Source organism: Pseudomonas sp. zfem004 (genome assembly GCF_032621715.1).
Classification (GTDB): Bacteria; Pseudomonadota; Gammaproteobacteria; order Pseudomonadales; family Pseudomonadaceae; genus Aquipseudomonas; species Aquipseudomonas sichuanensis.
In genome coordinates, this window is sequence record NZ_JAVYJF010000018.1 from 22,806 (window position 1) to 47,676 (window position 24,871).

General features: G+C 56.7%; 23 protein-coding genes. All 23 read left to right on the top strand.

Translation table 11 applies throughout. From position 1 onward, the window contains the following. Nucleotides 1–14: 14 nt before the first annotated feature. Nucleotides 15–278: a lipopolysaccharide assembly protein LapA domain-containing protein gene (locus tag RTH46_RS19060; protein ID WP_153786957.1), complete on the top strand. Its 264-nt coding sequence runs from the start codon at nt 15–17 to the stop codon at nt 276–278. Nucleotides 279–379: 101 nt separating this feature from the next. Next, complete coding sequence (locus RTH46_RS19065; protein ID WP_316906356.1) at nt 380–1,828, top strand: MBL fold metallo-hydrolase; 1,449 nt, start codon at nt 380–382, stop codon at nt 1,826–1,828. 311 nt (nt 1,829–2,139) lie between these two features. Then, the gene (wbpA, locus tag RTH46_RS19070; protein ID WP_371923699.1) at nt 2,140–3,453 is read left to right on the top strand and encodes a UDP-N-acetyl-D-glucosamine 6-dehydrogenase; all 1,314 of its coding nucleotides are present in this window, start codon (nt 2,140–2,142) and stop codon (nt 3,451–3,453) included. A gap of 16 nt (nt 3,454–3,469) precedes the next feature. Then, entirely contained in the window at nt 3,470–4,420 is a 951-nt protein-coding gene (gene wbpB, locus RTH46_RS19075; RefSeq protein WP_316906357.1) for a UDP-N-acetyl-2-amino-2-deoxy-D-glucuronate oxidase, read from the top strand. A 72-nt stretch (nt 4,421–4,492) separates the two neighbouring features. Further along, nucleotides 4,493–6,388 carry an acyltransferase family protein gene (locus RTH46_RS19080; protein WP_316906358.1) on the top strand — a complete coding sequence of 632 codons (1,896 nt, stop codon included), beginning with the start codon at nt 4,493–4,495 and terminating at the stop codon, nt 6,386–6,388. Further along, nucleotides 6,385–6,969 carry a UDP-2-acetamido-3-amino-2,3-dideoxy-D-glucuronate N-acetyltransferase gene (wbpD, locus tag RTH46_RS19085; RefSeq protein ID WP_153786954.1) on the top strand — a complete coding sequence of 195 codons (585 nt, stop codon included), beginning with the start codon at nt 6,385–6,387 and terminating at the stop codon, nt 6,967–6,969. Before RTH46_RS19080 ends, wbpD begins: the two co-directional genes overlap by 4 nt. Then, the gene (locus RTH46_RS19090) at nt 6,966–8,057 is read left to right on the top strand and encodes a DegT/DnrJ/EryC1/StrS family aminotransferase (RefSeq protein WP_279847213.1); all 1,092 of its coding nucleotides are present in this window, start codon (nt 6,966–6,968) and stop codon (nt 8,055–8,057) included. The genes wbpD and RTH46_RS19090 overlap by 4 nt, the downstream gene beginning before the upstream one ends. Before the next feature lie 14 nt (nt 8,058–8,071). Next, a complete protein-coding gene (locus tag RTH46_RS19095) occupies nt 8,072–9,046 on the top strand; it encodes an SDR family NAD(P)-dependent oxidoreductase (RefSeq protein ID WP_153786952.1) in 975 nt (324 codons plus the stop codon). A gap of 5 nt (nt 9,047–9,051) precedes the next feature. Continuing rightward, nucleotides 9,052–10,197, top strand: a complete 1,146-nt coding sequence (locus RTH46_RS19100; RefSeq protein ID WP_153786951.1) for a DegT/DnrJ/EryC1/StrS family aminotransferase — start codon at nt 9,052–9,054, stop codon at nt 10,195–10,197. A 112-nt stretch (nt 10,198–10,309) separates the two neighbouring features. Continuing rightward, nucleotides 10,310–12,190 (top strand): asparagine synthase (glutamine-hydrolyzing), encoded by a 1,881-nt coding sequence (asnB, locus tag RTH46_RS19105; RefSeq protein ID WP_153786950.1) that lies wholly within the window; start codon nt 10,310–10,312, stop codon nt 12,188–12,190. Next, complete coding sequence (locus RTH46_RS19110; RefSeq protein WP_316906359.1) at nt 12,187–12,828, top strand: hypothetical protein; 642 nt, start codon at nt 12,187–12,189, stop codon at nt 12,826–12,828. The genes asnB (RTH46_RS19105) and RTH46_RS19110 overlap by 4 nt, the downstream gene beginning before the upstream one ends. After that, nucleotides 12,825–13,412, top strand: coding sequence for a hypothetical protein (locus tag RTH46_RS19115; protein WP_316906360.1), 588 nt, complete (start codon nt 12,825–12,827; stop codon nt 13,410–13,412). Before RTH46_RS19110 ends, RTH46_RS19115 begins: the two co-directional genes overlap by 4 nt. Further along, nucleotides 13,413–14,348 carry a ketoacyl-ACP synthase III gene (locus RTH46_RS19120; protein ID WP_316906361.1) on the top strand — a complete coding sequence of 312 codons (936 nt, stop codon included), beginning with the start codon at nt 13,413–13,415 and terminating at the stop codon, nt 14,346–14,348. Next, nucleotides 14,348–14,575 carry an acyl carrier protein gene (locus RTH46_RS19125; protein WP_258705941.1) on the top strand — a complete coding sequence of 76 codons (228 nt, stop codon included), beginning with the start codon at nt 14,348–14,350 and terminating at the stop codon, nt 14,573–14,575. Before RTH46_RS19120 ends, RTH46_RS19125 begins: the two co-directional genes overlap by 1 nt. Before the next feature lie 14 nt (nt 14,576–14,589). Then, a complete protein-coding gene (locus tag RTH46_RS19130) occupies nt 14,590–15,735 on the top strand; it encodes an N-acetyl sugar amidotransferase (RefSeq protein ID WP_316906362.1) in 1,146 nt (381 codons plus the stop codon). Further along, nucleotides 15,732–16,334 (top strand): imidazole glycerol phosphate synthase subunit HisH, encoded by a 603-nt coding sequence (gene hisH / locus RTH46_RS19135; protein WP_153786944.1) that lies wholly within the window; start codon nt 15,732–15,734, stop codon nt 16,332–16,334. Before RTH46_RS19130 ends, hisH begins: the two co-directional genes overlap by 4 nt. Then, on the top strand, nt 16,334–17,080 hold the full coding sequence (locus tag RTH46_RS19140; RefSeq protein ID WP_279847218.1) for a HisA/HisF-related TIM barrel protein: 747 nt from the start codon (nt 16,334–16,336) through the stop codon (nt 17,078–17,080). Before hisH ends, RTH46_RS19140 begins: the two co-directional genes overlap by 1 nt. After that, the gene (locus RTH46_RS19145; protein ID WP_153786942.1) at nt 17,073–18,362 is read left to right on the top strand and encodes a glycosyltransferase family 4 protein; all 1,290 of its coding nucleotides are present in this window, start codon (nt 17,073–17,075) and stop codon (nt 18,360–18,362) included. The genes RTH46_RS19140 and RTH46_RS19145 overlap by 8 nt, the downstream gene beginning before the upstream one ends. A 28-nt stretch (nt 18,363–18,390) precedes the next feature. Next, nucleotides 18,391–19,800 carry a flippase gene (locus RTH46_RS19150; RefSeq protein ID WP_316906363.1) on the top strand — a complete coding sequence of 470 codons (1,410 nt, stop codon included), beginning with the start codon at nt 18,391–18,393 and terminating at the stop codon, nt 19,798–19,800. Then, complete coding sequence (locus RTH46_RS19155) at nt 19,797–20,672, top strand: NAD-dependent epimerase/dehydratase family protein (protein WP_153786940.1); 876 nt, start codon at nt 19,797–19,799, stop codon at nt 20,670–20,672. Before RTH46_RS19150 ends, RTH46_RS19155 begins: the two co-directional genes overlap by 4 nt. Next, nucleotides 20,669–21,817 carry a glycosyltransferase family 1 protein gene (locus tag RTH46_RS19160; RefSeq protein WP_153786939.1) on the top strand — a complete coding sequence of 383 codons (1,149 nt, stop codon included), beginning with the start codon at nt 20,669–20,671 and terminating at the stop codon, nt 21,815–21,817. The genes RTH46_RS19155 and RTH46_RS19160 overlap by 4 nt, the downstream gene beginning before the upstream one ends. A 20-nt stretch (nt 21,818–21,837) precedes the next feature. After that, nucleotides 21,838–22,971 (top strand): glycosyltransferase, encoded by a 1,134-nt coding sequence (locus tag RTH46_RS19165; protein WP_316906364.1) that lies wholly within the window; start codon nt 21,838–21,840, stop codon nt 22,969–22,971. A 6-nt stretch (nt 22,972–22,977) separates the two neighbouring features. Further along, nucleotides 22,978–24,864, top strand: coding sequence for an asparagine synthase (glutamine-hydrolyzing) (gene asnB / locus RTH46_RS19170; protein ID WP_153786937.1), 1,887 nt, complete (start codon nt 22,978–22,980; stop codon nt 24,862–24,864). The last annotated feature ends 7 nt before the right edge of the window (nt 24,865–24,871 follow it).

Genomic DNA, 24,871 nt, shown 5'->3' on the forward strand with positions numbered 1-24,871 from the left:
CAAGGAACACTCTGATGCGTAACCTCAAGCGCGCCTTGGTGGTGCTGTTCGTGCTGCTGTTGGCGGCGGTGGTGGTGTTCTTCGTGCTGGAGAACCAGCAGTCGGTGGCTCTGGTGTTGTTCGGCTGGTCGGCGCCGGCGATGCCGGTTGCGGTGCTGGTGCTGGCTGCCCTGGTGCTCGGGCTGGCGGTGGGGCCTCTGCTCGGGGCCTACGGCCTGATGCGCGGCAAGCGCAAGATCCGTGCATCTGTGCGCAGGGAAATGCTTTCCGATAACTGAGACTTGTCTCACAGCAGGCGTCCTGTTCGTGTTCTATGTAGTCTGTTGAAGGGGTGGATTAATGGGTCACTTCTTCCAAGGCTGCCGAAGGACCCAGCAGAATGCACTTTCCCTCGATCTCCCATCATGGCGGTACCCGCGGGGTAACCGGCTCCTGTCATCGGCTTCATCTTGATCCTGCCACCAGCCTGCTGATTGATTGTGGGCTGGAGCAAGGTGTGGATGTCGCACCTGGGGTGAGTAGCGCCACGCTCGGCTTCGATGTCTCCGGCATCCAGGCCTTGATCGTCACCCATGTTCATCTTGATCACGTCGGTCGCATCCCCGCCCTTTTTGCGGCGGGTTTTCGTGGCCCCATCTATTGCAGTGAGCCGTCGGCCAGGTTGTTGCCGATCGTCCTGGAGGACGCGTACAGGCTTGGGGTCAGTAGTGAGCCCGGGCAGGTGGCTCGGTATGTGGCATTTCTGCAGCAGCATATTGTCCCGGTGCCGTTCGAGCACTGGCAGGTGGTGGTCGAGCGTCCGGCGCTGTGTTGCAGTATCCGGCTTCAGCGGGCAGGGCATCTGCTTGGCTCGGCGTATATCGAGTGCGAGGTGGAACTGGATGGCAGCAGTACTCGAGTGGTCTTCTCGGGTGATCTGGGGGCCTGCGGCAATCCTTTGTTGCGCCCGTTGCTGCCGCCCGAGCGCGCCGATGTTCTGGTGCTGGAAAGCACCTATGGAGATCGCTTGCATCCGGATCGCAGTGGGCGGCGTCAGCAGCTGGAAGCGGCTGTTGATCGTGCATTGATTGATCAGGGTACGATTCTGATCCCTGCTTTCAGTCTTGGCAGGACTCAGGAGTTGCTCTATGAGCTGGAGGATCTGCTCCATCACAAGAATCTGTTGAACAAGCCGGCCGACGAGGTCGCTGGTGACTTCCCTGGCTGGTCCCATCTGCCTGTGATTCTCGATTCTCCGCAGGCTCAGCGGGTTACCCGTGTGTACAGGGAGTTGCATCAATTCTGGCGTTCCGAGGCCAGGGAGCGCCTGGTTCAGGGGCGTGATCCGCTGGGGTTTCGCCAGCTCATCACGGTCGACTCCCATGCCCAACATCAGCAGGTCGTCAATTACCTCAAGAGTACCGGTCGCCCGGCCATCGTGATCGCGGGCAATGGTATGTGTTCGGGTGGGCGAATCGTCAATTACCTCAAGGCCATGCTCGGGGATGCGCGCCATGAGGTCATGTTCGTCGGGTATCAGGCCAAAGGTACGCCAGGGGCGGTAATCCAGGCCAGCGAGGGGGCCGAGGGTTTCGTGTCGATCGATCTGGATGGGCGGTTGTACGAAATTCGCGCCAAGGTAATGACCTTGGCTGGGTACTCCGGGCATGCAGATCAGCAAGAGCTGGTGCGCTTTGCCATGGGGCGTGGCGATCCGGCCAGGCGCGTGGTGCTCGTGCACGGAGAGGCTGGTGCCAAGCGCGCCCTGGTGCGAGCCTTGAGCGCGCGTCACGCGGAGGTTGGTCATGCGGTGGAGGTCGTGGTTGCGCAGAGTGATCAGGAAGAATAATGGCTATTTGCCTCATTTTTTCGGGGGAAACCCGACCAGACGATTATCGGCAGTGCATTTTCAGAAGCCAACCCGGCTCAGAACGGGCATAATGCGCCGTTTCCGTCTTGGGCTGTCGAGGTTGCCGAGTTGACCTTGCGGCCTTGAGGGGCCTGTAAAGGCGATGTTAAAGCCTGAGAAGTTTGTGCATTCCGGCGCGTGGGCCGATAGCGATACCGACCGCGGCAAGCAATAAGTTCATCGACAGTGCCAGGCAAATGCCTGGCACTGCATACACCGTATTAGTGTTAGAGAAGGGGAGTTTCATCGATATGTCGGTTATCAAGCAGGCGAGCATCGCCAAATTCAAGGGCAAGGATGCGCTGATAGGGATTGTCGGGCTGGGTTACGTAGGCCTGCCCTTGATGCTGCGCTATAACGCGATTGGCTATCGTGTGCTGGGTATCGATATCGATGAAGGCAAGGTTGCCAGCCTGAATGCGGGTAAGAGCTATATCGAGCATATCCCTGCCCAGAGCATCGCTGCCGCCCGAAACAGTGGTTTTGAAGCCACTACCGACTTCAAGCGTGTGGCCGAGTGCGACGCCCTGATCCTCTGCGTGCCGACGCCGCTGAACAAGTACCGCGAACCCGACATGAGCTTCGTCATCAACACGACCGAAGCGATCAAGCCCTACCTGCGTGCTGGCCAGGTCGTGTCGTTGGAGAGCACCACCTATCCAGGCACTACCGAAGAAGAACTGCTGCCGCGTGTTCAGGAAGGTGGCCTGGTCGTGGGCGAAAGCATCTTCCTGGTGTACTCGCCCGAGCGCGAAGATCCGGGTAACCCGAACTTCGAAACCCGTACCATTCCCAAGGTGATCGGCGGCCACACGCCGGCGTGCCTGGAAGTAGGTATCGCCATGTACGAGCAGGCCATCGACCAGGTCGTACCGGTCAGCTCGACCAAGGCTGCAGAGATGACCAAGTTGCTGGAAAACATCCACCGTGCGGTCAACATCGGCCTGGTCAACGAAATGAAGGTCGTCGCTGATCGCATGGGTATCGACATCTTCGAAGTGGTCGATGCCGCGGCTACCAAGCCATTCGGCTTCACCGCCTACTATCCAGGCCCCGGCCTGGGTGGTCACTGCATCCCGATCGACCCCTTCTACCTGACCTGGAAAGCACGTGAGTATGGCCTGCACACGCGTTTCATCGAACTGTCGGGTGAAGTCAACCAGGCCATGCCTGAATATGTTGTGACCAAACTGATGGATGGCCTGAACAACAAGGCCAAGGCGCTCAATGGCAGCAAGGTGCTGGTGTTGGGTATCGCCTACAAGAAGAACGTCGATGACATGCGTGAGTCGCCGTCCGTCGAGATCATGGAGCTGCTGGAAGCCAAGGGTTGCCAGGTTGCCTACAGCGATCCGCACGTGCCGGTGTTCCCGAAGATGCGCGAACATCATTTCGACCTTTCCAGCGTCGCGTTGACCGCAGAGAATCTGGCGGCCTTCGACGCCGTGGTATTGGCCACCGACCACGACAAGTTCGATTACGAACTGATCCGTCAGCATGCCAAGTTGGTCGTCGATAGCCGCGGTAAATACCGTGCACCAGAAGCCCATATCATCAAAGCCTGATGACAGGAGTGTTGCAGTGAAACGTTTTGCCCTCATTGGTGCTGCTGGCTATATCGCGCCACGCCACATGCGTGCCATCAAGGACACCGGCAACGAGCTGGTGTCTGCGTACGATATCAACGACTCGGTCGGTATCATCGATAGCCTGTCGCCACAGAGCGAATTCTTCACCGAGTTCGAGCGCTTCAACGAGCATGCCTGGCGGCTCAAGCGCGACCCAGCCACGGCACTGGACTACGTGTCCGTTTGCTCGCCCAACTACCTGCACCATGCACATATCGCTGCCGGCCTGCGCCTGGGCTGCGATGTGATTTGCGAGAAGCCGCTGGTGCCGACGCCAGAAGTGCTCGATGAGCTGGCACAGGTAGAGCGGGAAACCGGTAAGCGTGTCTACAACATCCTGCAGCTTCGCCACCACCAGGCCATTCTCGACCTCAAGGAAAAAGTCGCCCGCGAACAGCGTGACGGCAAGTACGACGTCGAGCTGACCTACATCACCTCCCGTGGCAAGTGGTACATGGAGAGCTGGAAAGGCGATCCGCGCAAGTCCTACGGTGTTGCCACCAATATCGGCGTGCACTTCTACGACATGCTGCACTTCATCTTCGGCAAGCTGCAGCGCAACGTGGTGCACTTCGCCAACGACTTCAAGGCTGCCGGTTACCTGGAGTACGAGAAGGCACGTGTGCGCTGGTTCCTGTCGATCGATGCCAATGACCTTCCCGAGTCGGTCAAGGGCAAGAAGCCGACTTACCGTTCCATCACCGTGGACGGTGACGAAATGGAGTTCTCCGAAGGCTTCACCGATCTGCACACCACCAGCTACCAGGAAATCCTGGCCGGCCGCGGTTACGGCATCGAAGATGCCCGCCACTGCGTGGAAACGGTGAACACGATTCGTTCGGCGAAGATTGAAGCGCCGATGGATCAGGAAGGTCATCCATTCGTTCACGCGCTGCTGCGCTGATCGATGAGTGACGGGTGGCCGGTATTGGCCACCCGATTCCAGAGACGTTCCTCTACAGGGCCGTGAGTCAACGTGTCAAACGCAAAACCGACAATCCCAGGCGCCGGCTTCCCGGGGCGCTCGCAGAACAGCATCAGACTGGATATCCAGGGCTTGCGCGCGGTCGCGGTGCTGGCCGTTTTGGTCTATCACGCCAACGCAGCCTGGCTGAAGGCCGGTTTCGTCGGTGTTGACGTATTTTTCGTCATTTCGGGTTTCATCATCACGGCGTTGTTGACTGAGCGCGGTGCAAAGGTCGAACTCGGCGCATTCTATGCCAGCCGTATCAAGCGAATCCTGCCCGCTTACCTGGCCATGTTGCTGATTGTCTGCGTCGGGGCGGCGATTTTCTTCCTGCCCGCTGATTTTTCCCTGTTCTTCAAAAGCCTGAAATCATCATTGCTGTTTACCAGTAATCGTTATTTCGCGGATTTTGGCAGTTACTTTGCCCCTCAGGCACATGAACTGCCCTTGCTGCATACCTGGTCGCTGGCCATCGAGATGCAGTTCTATCTGTTCTTCCCGCTGTTAGTCATCCTGTTGCCCCGCGCCTGGCGGTTGCCTGTCTTCGTTGTGGCAGCACTGGCGTTGTTCGGCTGGAGTGGCATTCGCGTGCTTGGTGACAACACCGATGGCGCGCTGTACTTCTCGCTGCTTGCGCGAGTGCCCGAGTTCCTGGTCGGCGCTGCGATCATGCTGGCGCTGCGTGATCGCGAACTGCCATTGCCGGTTTCGGTACTGCTGGGGTTGCTTGGTGCGCTCGTGCTGGGCAGTAGCCTGTGGCTGGTCGACCGCTCCTACTTCCCCGGCTTCTGGTCCATGCTGCCCTGCCTGGGTGCGGGGATGTTGATCGCGGCGCGTCGAGGGCCAGTCAGCAGCCTGCTGGCTTGCGCACCCTTGGTCTGGGTCGGTGGTATTTCGTACTCGTTGTATCTGTGGCATTGGCCGGTTCTGGCGTTCATCCGCTACTACACCGGGGAGTACGTCCTGTCGGGTACGTGGCTTGCGGTGTTCCTGTTGGCCGCGCTATCGCTCGCCTGGCTATCGTACCGGTTTGTCGAGTTGCCGGTCCGGGCATCCGGGCGCATTCGTCGTCAGTTGCCGAAGTGGGCGCTGGCCCTGGGCGTGCTGGTACTTTCGGCGATGGGTGCAAGGTTGCTGAACGAGCGCATGCTGGCACCCTTGCCGGTGGAGATGACAACCTACGCACCCGATGAGCAGATCTGCCACGGTACGTTGGTGGGCGAATGCAAGCGAGGCCGTGCGGATGAACCGGTTTCTGCGCTGGTCATAGGCGACAGCCATGCTGCCCAGCTGAACTTCTTCTTCGATGAAGTGGGCAATGAGCTTGGCACGGCCTACCGCCTGATCAGTTCGAGCAACTGCGTGCCATTCCCGGGCTTCGATGTCGAGCGACTGGCAGGGTGGGCTCAGCCAGGGTGCAAGGCGCAGATGAGCGTGGTCGCGGCTGATCTGCCGAACATGCAGAATGTCGTCATTGCCGGCATGTGGCAATTCCAGGTGCAGAGCCCGGCTTTTCTCGAGGGCTTCGAAGCGTTCCTGCGCAGCGCCAGTCAGCAAGGCAAGGCAATTGTCGTGTTGGCCCAGGTGCCGATGTTTGTTTCGAACCCGCTGCGCCTGCGGCGCTTCCATGAGCTTGGGATGCCCGTGCACGTGGTGGAGAATGACAGCTGGCGGTCGGCGAACGCCACGATCAGGCAGATTGCAAATGGCATCCCGGGCGTGAGCTTCATCGACATGTCCGATGCCGAGCTGTTCAAGCAGGCCCCTTATTACAACGGTTCCTTGATTTACCTGGACAATCACCACCTCAATCAGATGGGCGCGCGTGAGTACGGCCATTTTGCGGCAGGCCAGTTCAGGCAGGTATTCAAACAGTTAATTGCGAACAAGAGCTCTGAGCCATGAACCATTATCAGCATGCCACTGCCATTGTGGATGAAGGCGCGCAGATCGGTAAGGATTCCCGCGTTTGGCATTTCGTACACGTTTGCGGCGGTGCCAGGATCGGTGCTGGCGTTTCCTTGGGCCAGAACGTGTTCGTGGGCAACAAGGTGGTGATCGGCGATCACTGCAAAGTCCAGAACAATGTCTCGGTCTATGACAACGTCACCCTCGAAGAGGGCGTGTTCTGTGGGCCGAGCATGGTGTTCACCAATGTGTACAATCCGCGTTCGCTGATCGAGCGCAAAAGCGAATACCGCAACACGCTGGTACGCAAAGGGGCTACGTTGGGTGCCAACTGCACCATCGTCTGTGGTGTGACCATTGGCGAGTACGCCTTTGTGGGCGCTGGTGCGGTTATCAACAAGGACGTGCCGGCCTACGCCTTGATGGTGGGTGTGCCGGCACGTCAGATCGGCTGGATGAGCGAGTATGGCGAACAGCTGGAACTGCCCCTCGAAGGTCAGGGGCGCGCGGTGTGCGAGCACAGCGGTGCAAACTACGTATTGAATGGCAAGGTGCTCGCCAAGGAGAGCGAACAATGATCGAGTTCATCGATTTGAAGGCCCAGCAGGCCATCATCAAAGACAAGATCGACGCGGGTATCCAGCGCGTCCTGTCCCACGGTCAATATATTCTCGGCCCGGAAGTGGCCGAGCTGGAAGAGCGCCTGGCCGCATTTGTCGGCAGCAAGCACTGCATCAGTTGCGCCAACGGTACCGATGCCTTGCAGATCGTCCAGATGGCGTTCGGCATCGGCCCGGGCGATGAAGTCATCACGCCAGGCTTCACCTACATCGCAACGGCAGAGACCGTTGCGCTGCTGGGCGCCAAGCCGGTCTATGTGGATGTCGACCCACGTACCTACAACCTCGACCCGGCGAAGCTGGAGGCGGCCATCACGCCCCGTACCAAGGCGATCATCCCGGTTTCCCTGTATGGCCAGTGCGCCGACTACGATGCGATCAATGCCATTGCCGCCAAGCACGGTATTCCGGTCATCGAGGATGCCGCGCAGAGCTTCGGCGCCAGTTACAACGGCAAGCGTTCGTGCAACCTGACCACCGTCGCCTGCACCAGCTTCTTCCCGAGCAAGCCCCTGGGCTGCTACGGCGATGGCGGCGCGATCTTCACCAATGACGATGAGCTGGCAAAGGTGCTGCGCCAGATCGCCCGACACGGCCAGGATCGCCGTTATCACCACATCCGTGTTGGGGTGAACAGCCGTCTGGACACCCTGCAGGCGGCGATTCTGCTGCCCAAGCTGGAAATTTTCGAGACCGAGCTGCAACAGCGCCAGCAGGTCGCCGAGCGCTATGCGCAGCTGCTCGAGCAGCAGGGGATTGCCGCGCCATTCATCGCCGAAGGCAACACCTGTGCATGGGCCCAGTACACCGTCCAGGTCGAAGCCCGCGACAGCGTCCAGGAGCAGCTCAAGCAGGCCGGCGTACCAACGGCCGTGCATTACCCGATCCCGCTCAATCAGCAGCCGGCGGTCAAGGACGAGCAGGCCAGCCTGCCAGTCGGTGATGCGATCGCCCGCAAGGTCATGAGCCTGCCGATGCACCCTTATCTTACCGAGACCGACCAGCAAGCTATCTGCGCTGCACTGGCGGCCGCCACCCGTATTTAAAGGAGTACACCCCCGTGAAAGTCCAAGGTTCCAAGATCCTCGTCATCGGTGGCGCAGGTTTCATCGGCAGCTTCGTGGTTTCCGAGCTGCTCAAGGAAGGCGCAGAGCAGGTCGTCATCTACGACAACCTGGCCCGCGGCAAGCTCAGCAATGTCGCCGAGCAGCTGAAAGACCCACGTTGCACCATGTACCCGCACGGTGGCGACATTCGTGAGATCGATCTGCTCAACGATGCCATGAAAGGCATGGATGGCGTCATCCACCTGGCCGCGATGTGGCTGCTGCACTGCAAGGACTTCCCGCGCACCGCGTTCCACGTGAACATCGAAGGCACCTTCAACGTGCTCGAAGCCTGCGTGAACAACAACATCAAGCGCCTGGTCTACTCCTCGTCGGCTTCGGTGTACGGCGACGCCGTGCAGGTGCCGATGACCGAAGACCACCCGTTCAACAACCGCAACTTCTACGGCGCCACCAAGATCGCCGGCGAAGCCATGTGCCATGCCTACCATGACCGCTTCGGCCTGAGCTACGTCGGCCTGCGCTACATGAACGTCTACGGCCCGCACCAGGACCAGACCGCCGCCTACACTGGCGTAATCCCGATCATGCTGAACAAGATCGACGCCAACGAAGGCCCGGTCATCAACGGCGACGGTACCCAGGCTTACGACTTCATCTATGTTGAAGACGTCGCTCGCTGCAACGTCCGCGCCCTGGAATCGGAAGTCACCGACCAGTTCTATAACGTCGGTACCGGCGTGCAGACCAGCATCAAGGAACTGTGCGACACCATCCTCGACCTCAAGCAGTCCGAACTGAAAGTGCAATACCGTCCTTACAGTGCCGATGATGCCCGCCGCATGGTGCAGAACCGCATCGGCTGCCCGAAAAAGGCCACCAACGACCTGGGCTTCACTTACAAGTACGAACTGCGTGAAGGCCTGCAGAAACTGATCGACTGGCGTGCAGAGAACGGGGCGGAGTGAGTTCGATGGAAAAGCGCAATATCGCCATCTCGCTGCCGTGCACTGGTGAAGAAGAGTGGCAGGCCACTCGCGAACCGCTGATGAGCGGCTGGTTGACCCAGGGGCCGAAAGTCGCCGCTTTCGAAAAAGCCTTTGCCGAGCGTCATCAGGTGCCCCACGCCTTGGCGGTCACCTCCTGCACCACCGGCCTGCACCTGGCGCTGGCCGGCCTGGGCATTGGCCCGGGTGACGAGGTAATTGTCCCGGCGTTCACCTGGGTCGCCACCGCCAACGTCGTGCTGTACTGCGGTGCTACCCCGGTATTCATCGACGTCGACCCGCAGACCTTCAACCTCGACCTCGAGCAGGTCAAGGCCAAGGTCAGCGACAAGACCCGCGCAGTGATTGCCGTGCATCTGTTCGGCCGTTGCCTGGACATCGACACCCTGCGTGCCGCGCTGCCGCCGTCGGTGGCCATCGTCGAAGACGCCGCCTGCGCCGCAGGTGCCAGCTGGAAAGGGCGCCCGGCAGGTAGCCTGGGTGATGTCGCTGCATTCTCGTTCCACCCGCGCAAGTCGGTCACCACGGGCGAGGGCGGCATGGTCACCACCGCCAACGCAGAATTGGCCGAACAGATGAACCAGTTGCGCAACCACGGTGCGTCGCTCTCTGAAGAGCAGCGTCACCATGGCCCGCGCCCGTACCTGCTGCCAGAGTTCAACTTGCTCGGCTTCAACTACCGCATGACCGACCTGCAGGGTGCGGTCGGCCTGGTGCAGCTGGCCAAGCTCGACGGCTTCATCGATGAGCGTGAGCAGTGGGCCCAGTACTACTGCGAGCAGCTGGCGGGCATCGAATGGCTGCGCCTGCCGACCGTCCCGGAAGGCGGGCGTCACGGCTGGCAGGCGTTCGTGCTGTATGTCGACCCGGCCAAGGCGCCAATGCCGCGCAACGAGATGATGGAGATCCTCCAGGCCAAGGGTATCGCTACCCGCCCGGGCACCCACGCGGTGCACATGCTGGCGTACTATCGTGACCGTTTCGACCTCAAGCCGGAAGACTTCCCGGCGGCGCGTGACTGCAACGATCACAGCATGGCGATTCCGCTGCACAACCGGATGGTTGCTGAAGACTATGCCTATGTCGTCGAGGCGATTCGCCAATTGGGCTGACAGTCAGGCATATCCCCGGCGGTAGACCGGGGCGCACTATCCGAGGCGGCGGTCCGGGAGCAGGGAGGCTTCCGGACCGCCGCCTTCACGAATTTCAGGAGCAGTAAAACGCATGTGTGGCATCACCGGCCTCATTCATCTCAACAACAACCCGGTTTCCCCGGTTGTCCTGCAGCGCATGACGGATGCAATCGCTCATCGCGGGCCGGATGGCGAAGGGCACTGGATCGAAGGGAATGTCGGGCTGGGGCATCGTCGCCTGGCGATCATCGACCTGTCGCCGGCCGGGCATCAGCCGATTGCCTCGGTGTCCCAGCGTTATGTGATGGCCTACAACGGTGAGGTCTACAACTTCCGTGAGTTGCGTACAGAACTGGAGTCGTTGGGCTATCAGTTCCGCTCCCGCACGGATACCGAGGTTGTCCTCAATGCGTTGATCGCCTGGGGCACGAAAGCCCTCGAGCGCTTCAACGGTATGTTTGGGCTGGCCTTGTGGGACCGTCAGGAGCAGACCTTGCTGCTGGCCCGTGACCGTTATGGCATCAAACCGCTCTACTATTCGTTGCAGGGCCAGACCCTGGCCTTTGGCTCCGAGCAGAAGGCGATTCTCGCCATCCCCGAATTCAAGCGCAGCCTCGACAAGGAAGCGCTGCTCGAATATTTCACGTTCCAGAACATCTTCACCGATAAGACGCTGCTCAACGATGTGAAGCTGATGCCGGCCGGGCACTATGCCGTGCTGGATCTCAAGCGCAAGTCGCCGCAACTGGAGATGACCCAGTACTGGGACTTCGACTTCCGTGAGCCAGAGCATGACATCAGCGATGAGGAGTATCGCGAAGAGCTCGACCGCCTGTTCAAACAAGCGGTCAATCGTCAGCTGGTCACCGATGTGGAACTTGGCAGCTACCTCAGCGGCGGCATGGATTCGGGGTCCATCACGGCCCTGGCAGCGCGCTCCTACCCGTACATGAAAACGTTCACCTGTGGTTTCGACCTGAACTCGGCTTCCGGCATCGAGATGAACTTCGATGAGCGCAGCAAAGCGGAGTACATGTCTTACCACTTCAAGACTGAACATTATGAAATGGTGCTCAAGGCTGGGGACATGGAGCGGGTGTTGCCCAAGTTGGCTTGGCACCTGGAAGAGCCGCGGGTCGGTCAGAGCTACCCCAACTACTATGCCGCACAGCTGGCTTCGAAGTTCGTCAAGGTCGTGATGTCTGGCGCAGGTGGTGACGAGCTGTTCGGTGGCTATCCCTGGCGTTACTACCGTGCCGTGGTCAATGACGACTTCGAGCATTACATCGACAAGTATTATCAGTTCTGGCAGCGACTGATCCCCAACAGCGAAATCAAGCAGGTATTCGCCCCGATCTGGGGGGATGTGAAGCATGTGTGGACACGCGATATTTTCCGTGATGTGTTCAAGCACCATGCCGATAACCTCTACTCCCCCGAGGATTACATCAACCACTCGCTGTATTTCGAGGCCAAGACATTCCTGCATGGCCTGCTGGTGGTGGAAGACAAGCTCAGCATGGCTCACGGCCTGGAGAGCAGGGTGCCGTTCCTTGACAACGACCTGGTGGATTTCACCATGCGTTGCCCGGTGCGCCTGAAGCTCAACAATCTCGCGGACGTCGTGCGGCTGAATGAAAACGAGCCGGGGCGCAAGGCCAGCAAGTACTTTGAGAAAACCAACGACGGCAAGCAGATCTTGCGGGATGTCATGGGGCGTTATATTCCCCAGGATATTTCCAAGGCCGACAAACAAGGCTTTTCGGCGCCGGATGCCAGTTGGTTCAAAGGCGATAGCATCGAGTTCGTCAAGAACCGCCTGTTGTCTTCCGATCACGGCATATACGAGTATCTGGACAAAGGCTCGGTTACCAAGTTGCTCAACGAGCATTTGTCTGGCCAGAACAACCGGCGTTTGCTGATCTGGTCGCTGCTTAGCTTCGACGCTTATTTGAAGGGTTTCCACGCATGATCAATGTAGTCGTTCTCGGTGGGCATGGTGATGGCCTGGTTGCAGCGGGTGTCATTCATGACATGGCTCAGGCCGGCATCGCCATCCGTCTTGCTGGTTATCTGAATGACGCGCTGTCGGTGGGTGATCTGATTCACGGAGCACCAGTGCTCGGTGGTACCCGCGATTGGCGAACGCTGGATGACTCGCATGTCTTTCACGTGTGTTTGCACAAGGTTGGCCAGATGCGTCAGCGCAGCGAGCTGATTGAATCGTTCGCGATTCCGGACGAGCGCCTGGTGAGCCTGATTCATCCAACCGCCACCATTGCCTCGGATGTGATCATCCAGCCAGGGGCCCTGATCGCCTCCCATGTGACCTGCCAGCCGGGTACAAAGATCGGGCGTTATGCCACGGTTCGCGCGGGAGCAAACCTTGGGCATGACACGGTGATGGAAGATTTCGCCTACCTTGGCCCAAATGCCACGTTGTGTGGGTGCGCGCGGTTGTTGCGGGGCGCTCATGCTGGGCCGAACAGCGTGGTGATCGATGGGCTGCAGGTGGGGGCGTTCAGTGTCCTGGCGGCGGGCGCGGCAGTGATGCGCAATACCGAAACAGACTCTGTATGGATGGGCAACCCGGCCAGGTGTGTACGATGATCAATCTGGATTTTGAGTTCAAAGGTGAGCGCAACTACATCCAAGGCGGCGATATCTTCAACGGCGTGGAGGGGCTCGCCAGAGAAATGTTCAGCGATGGATTCGTTTCGCTTCTCGTATTTCGAAATCTGACCCGGCGCCATTGTGTGCTTGCATTCGAAAGTCAGACTTCCATGCAGGTAGTGGCGACGGGGAATATTTCGACCGCGGATGGGCAGCGACACGGTTTCTGGTTGTATGAGCGAGACGAAGAAGTTATCGGGCGTTATCCTTTCGATGAGGAGGCTGTGCTGAGCACCTCCAGCCTGAAGCCCGAGGAGAAGTTGATCAGCATGCAGTCCGGCGATTCGGTTACGCCGATTGAATACGTGATTGCGCTGACAAAGAGACTGAGTTATGCGTTGGCCCCGAATATCGATGGGAAGTGGTTGTTCGGTCAGCTCAATCTGGATCAGCCGCTCGTTCCCGCTGGTATCATCAAGATTGTGCAGAAATCTATTTTGCACGGGCGAATGAGCGTTAATGAAATCTGGTTGGACGATGTAATGGTCGGAACTATTCGCTTCATCGTTGGAAAACCCTGAATGATCGGCATCAAGAGCATTGCCAGTTATGTGCCTGAAGGTGCGCTAGACAATGTCGAGCAGGCCGTACGGTTCGATAAGTCGGCCGACTTCATCGAAAACAAGGTCGGCGCCCTTCGCCTTCCCAGAAAGGCGGCTGATCAGGAAACGTCCGATCTTGCCGTGCAAGCGGTCGAGAATCTGTTGGCGCGCAATCCACAGCTAAGCCGTGAGCAGATCGATGCGATTGTCGTGGTCACGCAGAATGGTGATGGTGCTGGCCTGCCACATACAGCCGCTATCGTTCAGGCGAAGCTGGGGCTGGAAACCCGGGTCGCCGCGTTTGATCTTTCCCTGGGCTGCTCTGGTTATGTGTATGGCCTCTACATGCTGGCGGGCTTCATGCGCCAGGTCGGCCTGCACAATGGTGTACTGGTCACGGCTGACCCTTATTCGAAGATCATCGACGATAACGACGCCGTGACGGCGATGCTGTTTGGTGACGCTGCGACTGCCACCTGGTTGGCAGAGGACGCTGCCTGGCAGCTGGGGGCCATGAGTTTCGGTACGGATGGCCGGGGCCGGGAAAGTCTCTGTGTCGAGAACGACGTACTGCATATGGATGGTCGAGCCGTATTCAACTTTGCCGCGACGCGGATACCTGCCGAGATCAAGGCGCTGTTGACGCAGGCCGGGTGGCAGGCGGACGACGTGGACGCGTATTGCCTGCATCAAGGCAGTTACGCAATTATCGATACGATCAGTAAGCGCTTTCCTGAAGTGTCGGATCGGTTTGTAAAAGACATTCAACAGGTTGGAAATACAGTGTCTTCAAGTATTCCGCTGTTGCTGGAGCACCGCCTTGACCAGGCAGGGTGGCAGAAGGTGCTGGTGTCTGGCTTCGGGGTCGGGTTGTCATGGGCAACCGCATTATTGACAAAAAAGAGTGATAAGTGATGAACGCAGATAAAGTTAAAGAGCTGTTGAAAGAGGCCGGTGTGAGTGTTGATGTGTCGACCATCACTGATAATGATCAGTCGTTGCGTGAAGTCTATGGGCTGGACAGCCTCGACATGTTTAATGTTTTGCTCGAGATTCAGGCCTACACGGGGCGTGAGGTTCCGGAGTCTGATATCGAGGGTCTGCGTACAGTCAATGATTTTGTTGCATATTTTTCCAAGTAAAAAGCTGGAATGCCATGAACGTTTGTACTCGCTGTATTTACGACGAAAAAGTATCCAATATAAGCTTTGACCACGAAGGCGTGTGTAACTATTGCCGTCAGCTGGAGAAATTGACAGTCGACTACGGTACCGGTGGCGAGCGAGGCGCACGCAAGATTGACGACATCGTGGCAGCGATCAAACGCGATGGCAAAGGCAAGCAGTACGACTGTGTCATTGGCGTCAGTGGCGGAACGGATTCATCTTATTTGCTGGTGTGGGCAAAGAAAGTGGGCCTTCGCCCTTTGGCGGTGCATTACGACAATACCTGGAACTCGGCAATCGCGACGCAGAATATCTATAAGGTCTTGAGTGCCTTGGATATCGACCTGTACACGCATGTTCTCGATAACAAGGAAGCGGATGACTTGCTGCGTTCCTTCATTGTTTCAGGTATTCCTAGCATTGATGCGCCTACAGATCTGGCGCTGGCTGAGGTGATGTATCGCGCGGCGGCAAAGTATCGAGTGAAGTACATCCTCGAGGGTCACTCCTTTGTAACTGAAGGTATTTCACCTGTAGGCAGTCACTATTTTGATGGTGGCCTTATCCGGTCTGTGCATCAGCGTTTCGGTCGGCGCGCGATGAAAACCTACCCCTTGATGACATTCTGGCGTTTCGTCTGGTGGGTGTGCTGCGCGCGTATCCAGAAAGTCAGGCCATTCTGGTATTTGGATTACTCCAAGGAAGTGGCGCAGGACTACTTACAGAAGCAGTTCGGTTGGACCTACTACGGTGGTCACCACCTGGAAAACAGGATTACTTCGTTCAGTCACACGTATTACTCGCCAGTGAAATACAAGCGTGATTTTCGCAATCTGACCTTGGGTGCGTTGGCGCGTAATGGCAAGATGCCGCGAGAAGAAGCGATGGCGATATACGCTCGCCCGCCCGCTTACGACCCTGACCTTATCGATTATGTGAAAAAGCGTTTGGGTTTCTCCGATAGCGACTTCGATGAAATCATGCAAGCACCGCCAAGGCAGTGGTGGGAGTTTCGTACCTACAAGAAACGCTTCGAACGTTGCCGGTTCTTGTTCAAGATGTTGGCCGAAAAAAACCTGGTGCCCATGAGTTTTTATTTGAAATATTGCTTCCCGATCAAGGGTGCCAAAAAATGATTGTGATCGTCGATTATGGTGTTGGCAACTCGCGCTCCATAAAAAATATGTTCAAGCGTATTGGCGCTGACACGGTGGTTTCTCAGGATATCGCGGTGATCGAGCAGGCGGACAAGTTGCTGCTTCCGGGGGTGGGCGCATTCGACCCGGCCATGCAGGCCATTCATGATCGTGGTCTGTACGATGTTCTACAGCACAAGGCAGTGGTGGAAAAGGTGCCGGTGTTGGGCATATGCCTTGGTATGCAGCTGCTTGGGCTTGGCAGCGAAGAAGGCCAGTTGCCCGGGCTTGGTTGGGTCGATATGCGAGCACGCAAGTTTCCGCCCATGGAAGGGTTGAAGGTGCCGCACATGGGCTGGAACCGGGTGTATCCAACCGGAAACGGTAACTTGCACTGTCCCGACGAGCAGGCACGTTTCTACTTTGTTCACTCCTACTATGTGCAGACCGAGGACCGCTCGCATGCGGTCATGACGGCAACGCACGGCATCGAGTTCGACGCCGTTGTTCAGTGCGGCAACGTCTACGGCGCCCAGTTCCATCCAGAGAAAAGCCATCGGTTCGGCATGGGGCTTCTTGAGTCCTTCATGAGGTTGTAATGCTTAGAAAACGAGTGATACCAACGTTGCTGGTCCAGGACGGAAGCCTGGTAAAAACCAGGCATTTCAAGAGCCCTGTCTATGTTGGCGATCCGTGCAACACGGCACGCATTTTCAATGAGTTCGAAGTGGATGAACTCATTGTGCTGGATATTGGTACTGGTCAGGTGGAAGAGCCGATTAATTATCGCCTGCTCGAAGAATTGGCCAGCGAGTGTTTTATGCCTCTGGGCTACGGCGGCAGAATCACGAATATTGACCAGGCAGCACGAATTTTCGACCTGGGCTACGAGAAAGTTTCCGTCAATACCGCTGCACTTGAGAATCCCGAACTGATAAGCGACCTGGCTCGAAAATTCGGTACCCAGGCGGTCGTCATTTCGATTGATGTCAACAAAGACCTGTTTGGCCACCCTCAGGTGCGCTGGAAGGGCCACCGTGGCAAATATCAGCAGACACCGATTGAATGGGCTTCAAAGGCTTGTGAGTTGGGCGCGGGAGAGATCCTCTTCACCTCGGTGGAGCGCGAAGGCTCCTGGCAAGGTCTGGATCTGGAACTGCTGAGATCTTTGGTCGCCCATGTGAGCGTGCCGGTGATTGCTCACGGCGGTGCCGGTAGCAACGCACATATACAACAGGCATTCGACCTGGGTGTAGATGCCGTGGCCTTGGGCAGCATGGTGGTATTCCAGAAACAGGGTAGCGGTGTATTGGTTCATTACGAAGGGAATCTGCTTCATGATTAAGTTGGCATTGTCGAGATGCATTGCATTGCTCATGTGGCCCTGCTTTCTCGGCGTTGCATTTGTCTACGCGCTCTGGTTGCGCAGGCAGCCTGCGCCAACGCCCGGTAAAGAGCGCCTGGTTTTTGGTACTACGCCGATTCTGAACTTGATGTACTGGTCTGCGGCGCTGCGTGCTCATGGTTATGACACGCATACATTGGTCAATGGTTTTTACTCAAAAATCAACAAGCGTTCCGACTGGGATAGCTTGCTGGATGAGCGCTTCGGTCATCTGCCCGCGCGCTTCAGAAAGTTTGCCGCTTTTCTGTGGGCGTTGGGCCGTTTCGATGTGTTCTTTATTTCCTTCGATGGTTTTTTATTGGGCGGCACACGTTTCCAGTTTTTGGAATCGGCAATCATGCGTTTGGCACGCAAGAAAACGATCGTCACGCCGTACGGTGGCGATGCCTATGTGTATCGTAATATTCGGTCGTTGTCGCTGCTGCATTGCCTCATGATCAGCTACCCCGCTGCGGCGAAAGCGCAGGACGCCATCGAGGCCCGGGTCAGGCACTGGACCCGCATGGCGGATGCTGTGGTAATCGGCAACATGGGGCCGGATGGCTTTGGTCGCTGGGATGTGCTGACGCCCAGCGCTTTGCATATCGATACAGACAAATGGGTGGCTTCCAGCGAGCGGCGCAAGCTGCCCGGTGACCCAGTGGTGATCGGCCATATGCCCAATCACCGCGGGGTGAAAGGCACGGAGTTTCTAATTAGTGCCGTCGAGCAATTGAAGGCTGAAGGGTGCAACGTCGAGTTGCTACTGATCGAGGGGCGGCAGAACGAAGAAGTTCGCATGCTCATGCAGACTCAGGTCGACATTCTGGTCGAAGACCTCAACATGACCGGCTACGGGCTGACCGGGTTGGAAGGTATGGCCTGCTCGTTGCCGGTCATCTCGAATTTCGAGAATGACGCGACATTGACGCATTTCCGTCGCTGGTCGTACCTCTCGGAGTGCCCAATCGTTTCGGGTTGCCCGGAGAATATCTATCAGTTGCTCAAACGCTTGGTGAACGACTCGGCCTTGCGCAGCGAGCTAGGTCGGGCAGGGCGTGAATACGTCGAAAAGTACCATAGCTATCATGCGGCGCATTACCTGTTCAGCCGTGTCATCGACTACGTTTATGGTCGTCGTGAGCACGCAGATATGATCAACCTGTTCCACCCGATTATCGGCGAACATGGCCGCCAGGAAAAAATCGCGCACCCACTGAAAAACAATAGGCTGCCGGATTGATATGAGGGGCTCGATCTGGAATACATTGATGAAAGACTCCGCCATTTATGGCGGGGCTGACTTTTTATCAAAGGTCCTCAGCTTCATGTTCTTCCCGCTGATCGCTCGCTACATCAGCGTGGTTGAGTTCGGTGCAATGGAGCTGATATTCACGGTTATTGGCTTGCTGGGCGTGGTCGTCAATATCGGGCTGAATAATGCGGTGCAGCGCTTTTACTGGGACAAGGACACCTTGGAGTCCGCGCGTCCGGTGATCGTTTCCAGCGCGCTGCTGGTGCAAGTGTTGTCCGGCGTCGTGGTCACTGTGCTGGCGGGGGCGCTTGTACTTTTGTACGGTGTCAGCTTTGGCTGGCAGGGGCAGCCATTCGATGGGCGTGTGTTGCTGTACGCATTGGTGTTTATGGCTGCCTCGCAGTGGATTCAGTTTGCATTGGATGTTGTGCGGCTGCATTTCAAGCCTTGGCGCTTTTTTGCCCTGTCCATCCTTTTCCGCGTCTGTGGTTTGCTGCTCGCAGCCTGGTTGGTGATTGAGGTAGGGGCAAGGCTGGATGGGATTCTGGGTGCCCAGGCGCTGGTGGCGGTGCTGGTCCTTCCGCTCGCCTTGATGCTCATCTCCAAGGACCTTGTGCTCAGCTTCAGTCGCACATGGATCAAAGCACTGGTTTCATACGGCTATCCGTACATTTTTGCCGCTTTTGCCTACTGGATATTTGGGGCGATTGATCGCTGGATGCTGGCATCCATGTCGTCGGTTGAAGAAGTTGGCGTGTACTCGGTCGCGTTTCGCTTTTCGTCCATCGTGCTGTTCGTCTCCATGGCATTCGGGCAGGCTTGGAGCCCGGTAGCGATGAAGATTCGGACAGAGAATCCTGAACGTTATCGACGTATCTTCGCCAACGTGTTGCTGATTTTATTCATGGTGATGGCTTTGGTCGGCGGAAGTATCTCACTGTTCGCAGGTGAAGGTATCGGCCTGTTGTTGCCCGCCGAATATCACGACAGTGCCATCGTACTCATTCCGCTGTGCCTGGGCGTAGTCCTTCAGGCTACCCAGCAGGTTACCGCTGTCGGTATATCAATCGAGCGCAAGAGCCACCTGATCGCCAAGATTTCCTGGTGCGCGGTGGGGGTCAATGTGCTGCTCAACCTCTGGTTGATTCCTTCCTTTGGTGCGCAGGGGGCCGCTTGGGCCACGGCGGTCACTTACCTGTTCATTACTGCCACCTATCTGGCATTCACTCAGCACCTGCACCCGCTGGAAGTTTCCTGGAGCAGGTTGATTGCTGGGAGCATTGGCGTAGTCGCCTTGTTCTGTGTGGCAATCGTGACCTGTCAGACTGAACTGCAGTTTTCCGTTATCATGCTGAAACTCTTCGCGCTGGCCGTGTTCTGCGGCGTCGGTGCTTTTGTTTTGCCCCTTAAAAAAGTGCTCTCATGAAAAAGCAGCTACGTATCCTGATCACAGGAGCGGCCGGCTTGCTCGGCTCGCAGGCTATCAGGTTCTTCAGCCAGAACCATGACGTCCACGCGATTGTGCATAACCCGGTCGCTGAGCCAATCGACGGGGTGACCTATCACTCGGTTGACCTGTCTTCCGATTTCGATGCATCCGGGTTGCCGGGCCAGATCGATGCGGTGCTGCACCTGGCGCAATCATCGAAGTTTCGCGATTTCCCGGCCCAAGCGCTGGATGTGTTCAATGTGAACGTCGCGGCATTAGCGAAGCTGCTGGATTATGCGCGGCTGGCTAATTGTCAGAAGTTTATCTATGCCTCATCCGGCGGTGTCTACCAGAGCGGTTTGCCGGTGGTGCATGAAAATTCGCCCATCACCTCGCACGGTGAATTGGGGTATTACCTGGCCAGCAAGTTGTGTGGTGAGGTGCTGGTGCAGAACTACTCGTCCATCATGGACGTCGCGGTACTGAGGTTTTTCTTCATCTATGGCGAACAGCAACGGCGTTCAATGTTGTTGCCGCGGTTGGTGGATAACGTCATGGCAGGCCGCCCGGTTCAGCTTCAGGGGGAGGATGGCCTGGTGATCAACCCCGTCCATGTTTCTGATGCGGTGCGGGCGTTGGAGACCATACTGCAAGCGCCGGGCAGTGCCACGTTCAACGTGGCGGGTGGCGAGGAGGTATCGATTGCTGCAATATGCCGGCAAATTGGCGCGGCGCTTGGGAAACAGCCCGTGTTCGAACGAAGCTCGGCAGAAGCCGGTCGCCTGGTCGCCAATATCAGTGCCTTGCAAGCGTTGGGCTGGAGCCCTGAAGTCAGTATTGAGCAGGGATTGAAAGACCTCATTCCATGAAAAAGATAAAAGTACTGCACGCCCCTACCGCCGTTGGTGGAAATCCGCCTGCGTTGAGCAAGGCATTGCGCAAGCAGGGCATTGACAGTGAGTGCTGCATCATTAGCCAGAACTACCTTGCCTATGAGGTTGATCGGGTGCTGGTGCCCGCTGGTGCACGGTTTCTGCAGTGTGAGTTAAAGCGTTTCAAGTTTATTCTTGAGTGCCTCTTCAAGTACGACATCATTCACTATAATGCTGGTACAACGATCGCTACTGCCAATATCATTGAGTGGCCTGGTAAAAAAAATAGTGTTTCGTCACTGAAGCGATTTGTCTATTCCGCGTACCTGCGTGGGCTGCAGTATTTCGAAGTTTCGCTGTTTAGGTTGTTCCGTAAAAAATTGTTTCTCACTTATCAGGGGGATGACGCTCGGCAAGGTCAATACTGTCTTGACCACTACTCAGTGAGCATAGCCACGCAGGTTGACGATTCTTACTACTCTGCGAAAACCGACGCGTTCAAGCAAAAAAATATTGCTTACCTATCTCGGCGCTGCCAGCAAGTCTATGCACTCAATCCAGATCTGCTGAATGTATTGCCTGCTGCGACGAAATTTATCCCATATTCCCACGTTTTTTTCGATGAGTGGCCAGCATCATTTGAAAAAATATTGGAAAAAAGACCCTTGAGAATCGTTCATGCGCCAACCAATCGGCGTGTAAAGGGTACCGATCTCATTATCGAAGCGCTGAACAGCTTGAGTGAAGAGGGACTGGAGTTTGAACTGGTTCTTGTTGAAGGGCTCTCTCAGGCTGAAGCCAGGAAATGTTATGAACAAGCCGATGTGCTGATCGACCAAATTTTTGCAGGTTGGTATGGTGGCTTGGCTGTTGAATTGATGGCTTTGGGAAAACCAGTGCTAGTGTATTTGCGGGATGAAGACCTTCACTTTATTCCGGATGCCATGCGCGAGGAGCTGCCATTTATTCGCGTGACACCCGCGTCGTTGAAAGAGGTGTTGCGCGAGGTGATCTTGACACCTCGGGAAGAGTTGCTGGAACGGGCAAAGAATAGCCGTGCATTTGTGGAAAAGTGGCATGATCCCGAACGTATAGCCAGGCTCATTTCTCAAGACTACGCTGATTCTTTTAATGGTCGTTGAAGTCGGTGCATTCGAAAAATATGAAAACTGTATTGCTGCTAAGTTTTTCGAATTTGATTCGAGATCCGAGGGTCCATCGCCATGGTGTTTGCCTTGCTGAAACGTTTCGAGTTGTAACGGCCGGCTACGGAGGTGCGCCTTCCTATGCTTCCGAGCACATTGAGATTCCTTCTCCTCGCCAGTCAGGTCTGTTCAAGAAGCTGTTGAAGGCCGTGTTTCTGTTCCTTAGGATTTACGCGCCAGTCTATTGGCTTGACGACGACAAGCGTAGGGCGCGGGCCCTCTTGAAAGATAGGCAATACGATGTAATTGTCGCCAATGATGCCTCTTCGCTGCCCGTAGCGTTCTCCGTTAGTGGTAAGCAAACACCCGTCCTCGCCGACATGCATGAGTTTGCACCTGGCGAACAGTTAGAGGGTTGGAAGTGGAATTTTTTCTGGAAAGGATATCCGGAATATTTGTGCCGGCGATATCTGATAAAAGCTAAGAAGGTTGTTACGGTTTGCGAATCGATTGCCGAGCTTTATCAGGCTGAATTTCTGGGTGAGCGGCCCGGGGTGCTGATGAATTGTCCGTCGTATATCGATGCTCGTCCGCGTCCACTTCATGCGCAGATCAAATTGGTTCATCACGGATTGGGTTGTCCAAGCCGGAAGCTGGAGTTGATGGCTGAGGCGGCATTGTTACTTGATGAGCGCTTTGTATTCGAGTTTATGCTGGTGGAGTCGAATAAAGCCTATTGTGATAGCCTCAAGGCCAAGTACTCCGGGGCGAAGATCACCTTTCGCGAGCCGGTACCAATGACGGAGATCGCCAAGGTCCTCAACGAAGACTATGACATGGGGGTGTTTCTTCTTGAGCCGGAGGCAGTCAATTACAAGTACGCACTGCCTAACAAATTATTCGAGTTCATCCAGGCGCGGCTTGCTGTCGCAATTTCGCCAAGCGTTGAGATGGCCGCGCTGGTCAGTGCGACGGGGGTGGGTGTAATTGCCGAAGACTTCACCTCGATTTCGCTGGCGAGGGCGATCAACGCCTTGGATAATGACCAGATCATGGCGATGAAAGAAGCATCCTCCGTAGCAGCCCAGCGCTATTCGTCTGAGGCCGTATATCGTGATTTCAAGCGTCTGGTAGACGCCGTAGCAGGTTGACTATTTATGTGTGGAATTCTGGGTGGTGCTTGGTTTGGTGGTTCTGAAGTTCCGCTGAATCGGGTAGACGATGCGATACACGCACTACGTTTTCGCGGGCCCAATGACAATGGCAAGGAGCTCTACTCCCATGGCACCACCAAGGTAGCTCTGGGACATACGCGTCTTTCGATCATTGACTTGTCGTCGGGCGGCCATCAACCGATGAGCACGCCCGACTACGCGATGTCAATCGTCTTCAATGGTGAGATCTACAACTATCGTGAATTGCGTGCTGAGTTGCAGGGCATGGGCCTGGTGTTCCGATCCGACTCGGACACTGAAGTGCTGCTGGCTGCCTGGAAGACCTGGGGTGTGGCCTGTCTGAAACGACTTGTCGGCATGTTCGCCTTTGTGGTCTTTGATCACGTTCGCGGCACATTGACCTGTGTGCGCGATGCATTTGGCATTAAACCTTTTTTCTACGCGGTGGAGGATGGCAACTTCCTTTTCGCCTCTGAACTGACCGCCGTCAAAGCGATGAAGGCACATAAGGTACGTCTGGATTGGCAGCGAGCCTATGACTACCTGGTGCATGGCGACTATGACAGCAATTCTTCTACTTTCTTCGAAGATGTCTCGCACCTGCTGCCGGGCCACATTTTGACGCTCGACCTCAGCACTGGCGAGCTCAGTGAACCAGCATGCTGGTGGACGCCAACAATCACGGAGCGCAAGGACCTGAGTTTCGACGAAGCCGCCGAACAGGTCAGAGAGCAGTTCCTGTCCAACATTCGCCTGCACCTGCGCAGTGACGTGGCGCTGGGGGCGGCGCTTTCTGGAGGCATCGACTCTTCTGCCGTGGTTTGCGCGATGCGGCACGTGGAGCCAGACCTGCCAATCAATACCTTCAGCTACATCGCTCGCGGGAGTGAGGTAAGCGAGGAAGTATGGGTCGATCGAGTCAACGAGCATGTAGGTGCTGTTGCACATAAGGTGGTCGTCAGTGCCGACGAACTTGCTCGCGATCTCGATTCGATGATCCTTGCGCAGGGAGAGCCTTTTGGCAGCACCAGCATCTATGCGCAATATCGGGTATTCCAACTCGCTCGCGAGCAGGGTGTCACCGTAACGCTGGACGGTCAGGGTGCGGACGAGATGCTGGCTGGTTACAGTGGTTATCCTGGCCAGCGGTTGCGTAGCTTGTTGGAAAAGGGGCGCCTGGGCGAAGCCTGGAGCTTCCTCAATGAATGGGCTCAATGGCCTGGGCGCGACCGCATGGCCGGAGCCAAGCGCGCTGTGGCTGAAATGACCCAAGGCTCTTTGTACCAGGCATTGCGCTCGCTGAATGGAATGAACGCCCTACCGGGTTGGATCAACGCTGAACCGCTGGTCGAGCGAGGCATCATCCAGCAGTTCCCGCATCAACGCGCCACGGTGAACCAGTCCGGACGTCGGGTGATGGCCGAGCTCGGCTTGTCGCTGACCCGACGCGGACTGCCAGGGCTTCTTCGCCACGGCGATCGTAACTCCATGCGGTTTTCGGTGGAGAGTCGCGTGCCGTTCCTTACTTTGGATATGGTCGATCTGTTGCTTTCTATGCCGGAGTCCTATCTGATTTCTCCCAAGGGCGAGACGAAATCAGTATTTCGAGCTGCGATGCGCGGTATAGTGCCCGACGATGTACTGGACCGTCGGGACAAGATTGGCTTCGCCACCCCAGAGCAAGTACTGCTTGCATCAATGATCGATACCATTCGCGGTTGGTTGACGACGGACTTGCACTTGCCGTTCTTCAATCAGGCCGAGGCGCTTGTTGAGTTCGAGTTGATCATGGCAGGTAAGAAGCCATTTTCCTGGCAGGTCTGGCGATGGATCAACTTCTGCCGCTGGCATGAGCACTTTATCGCTTGAGTTTGGA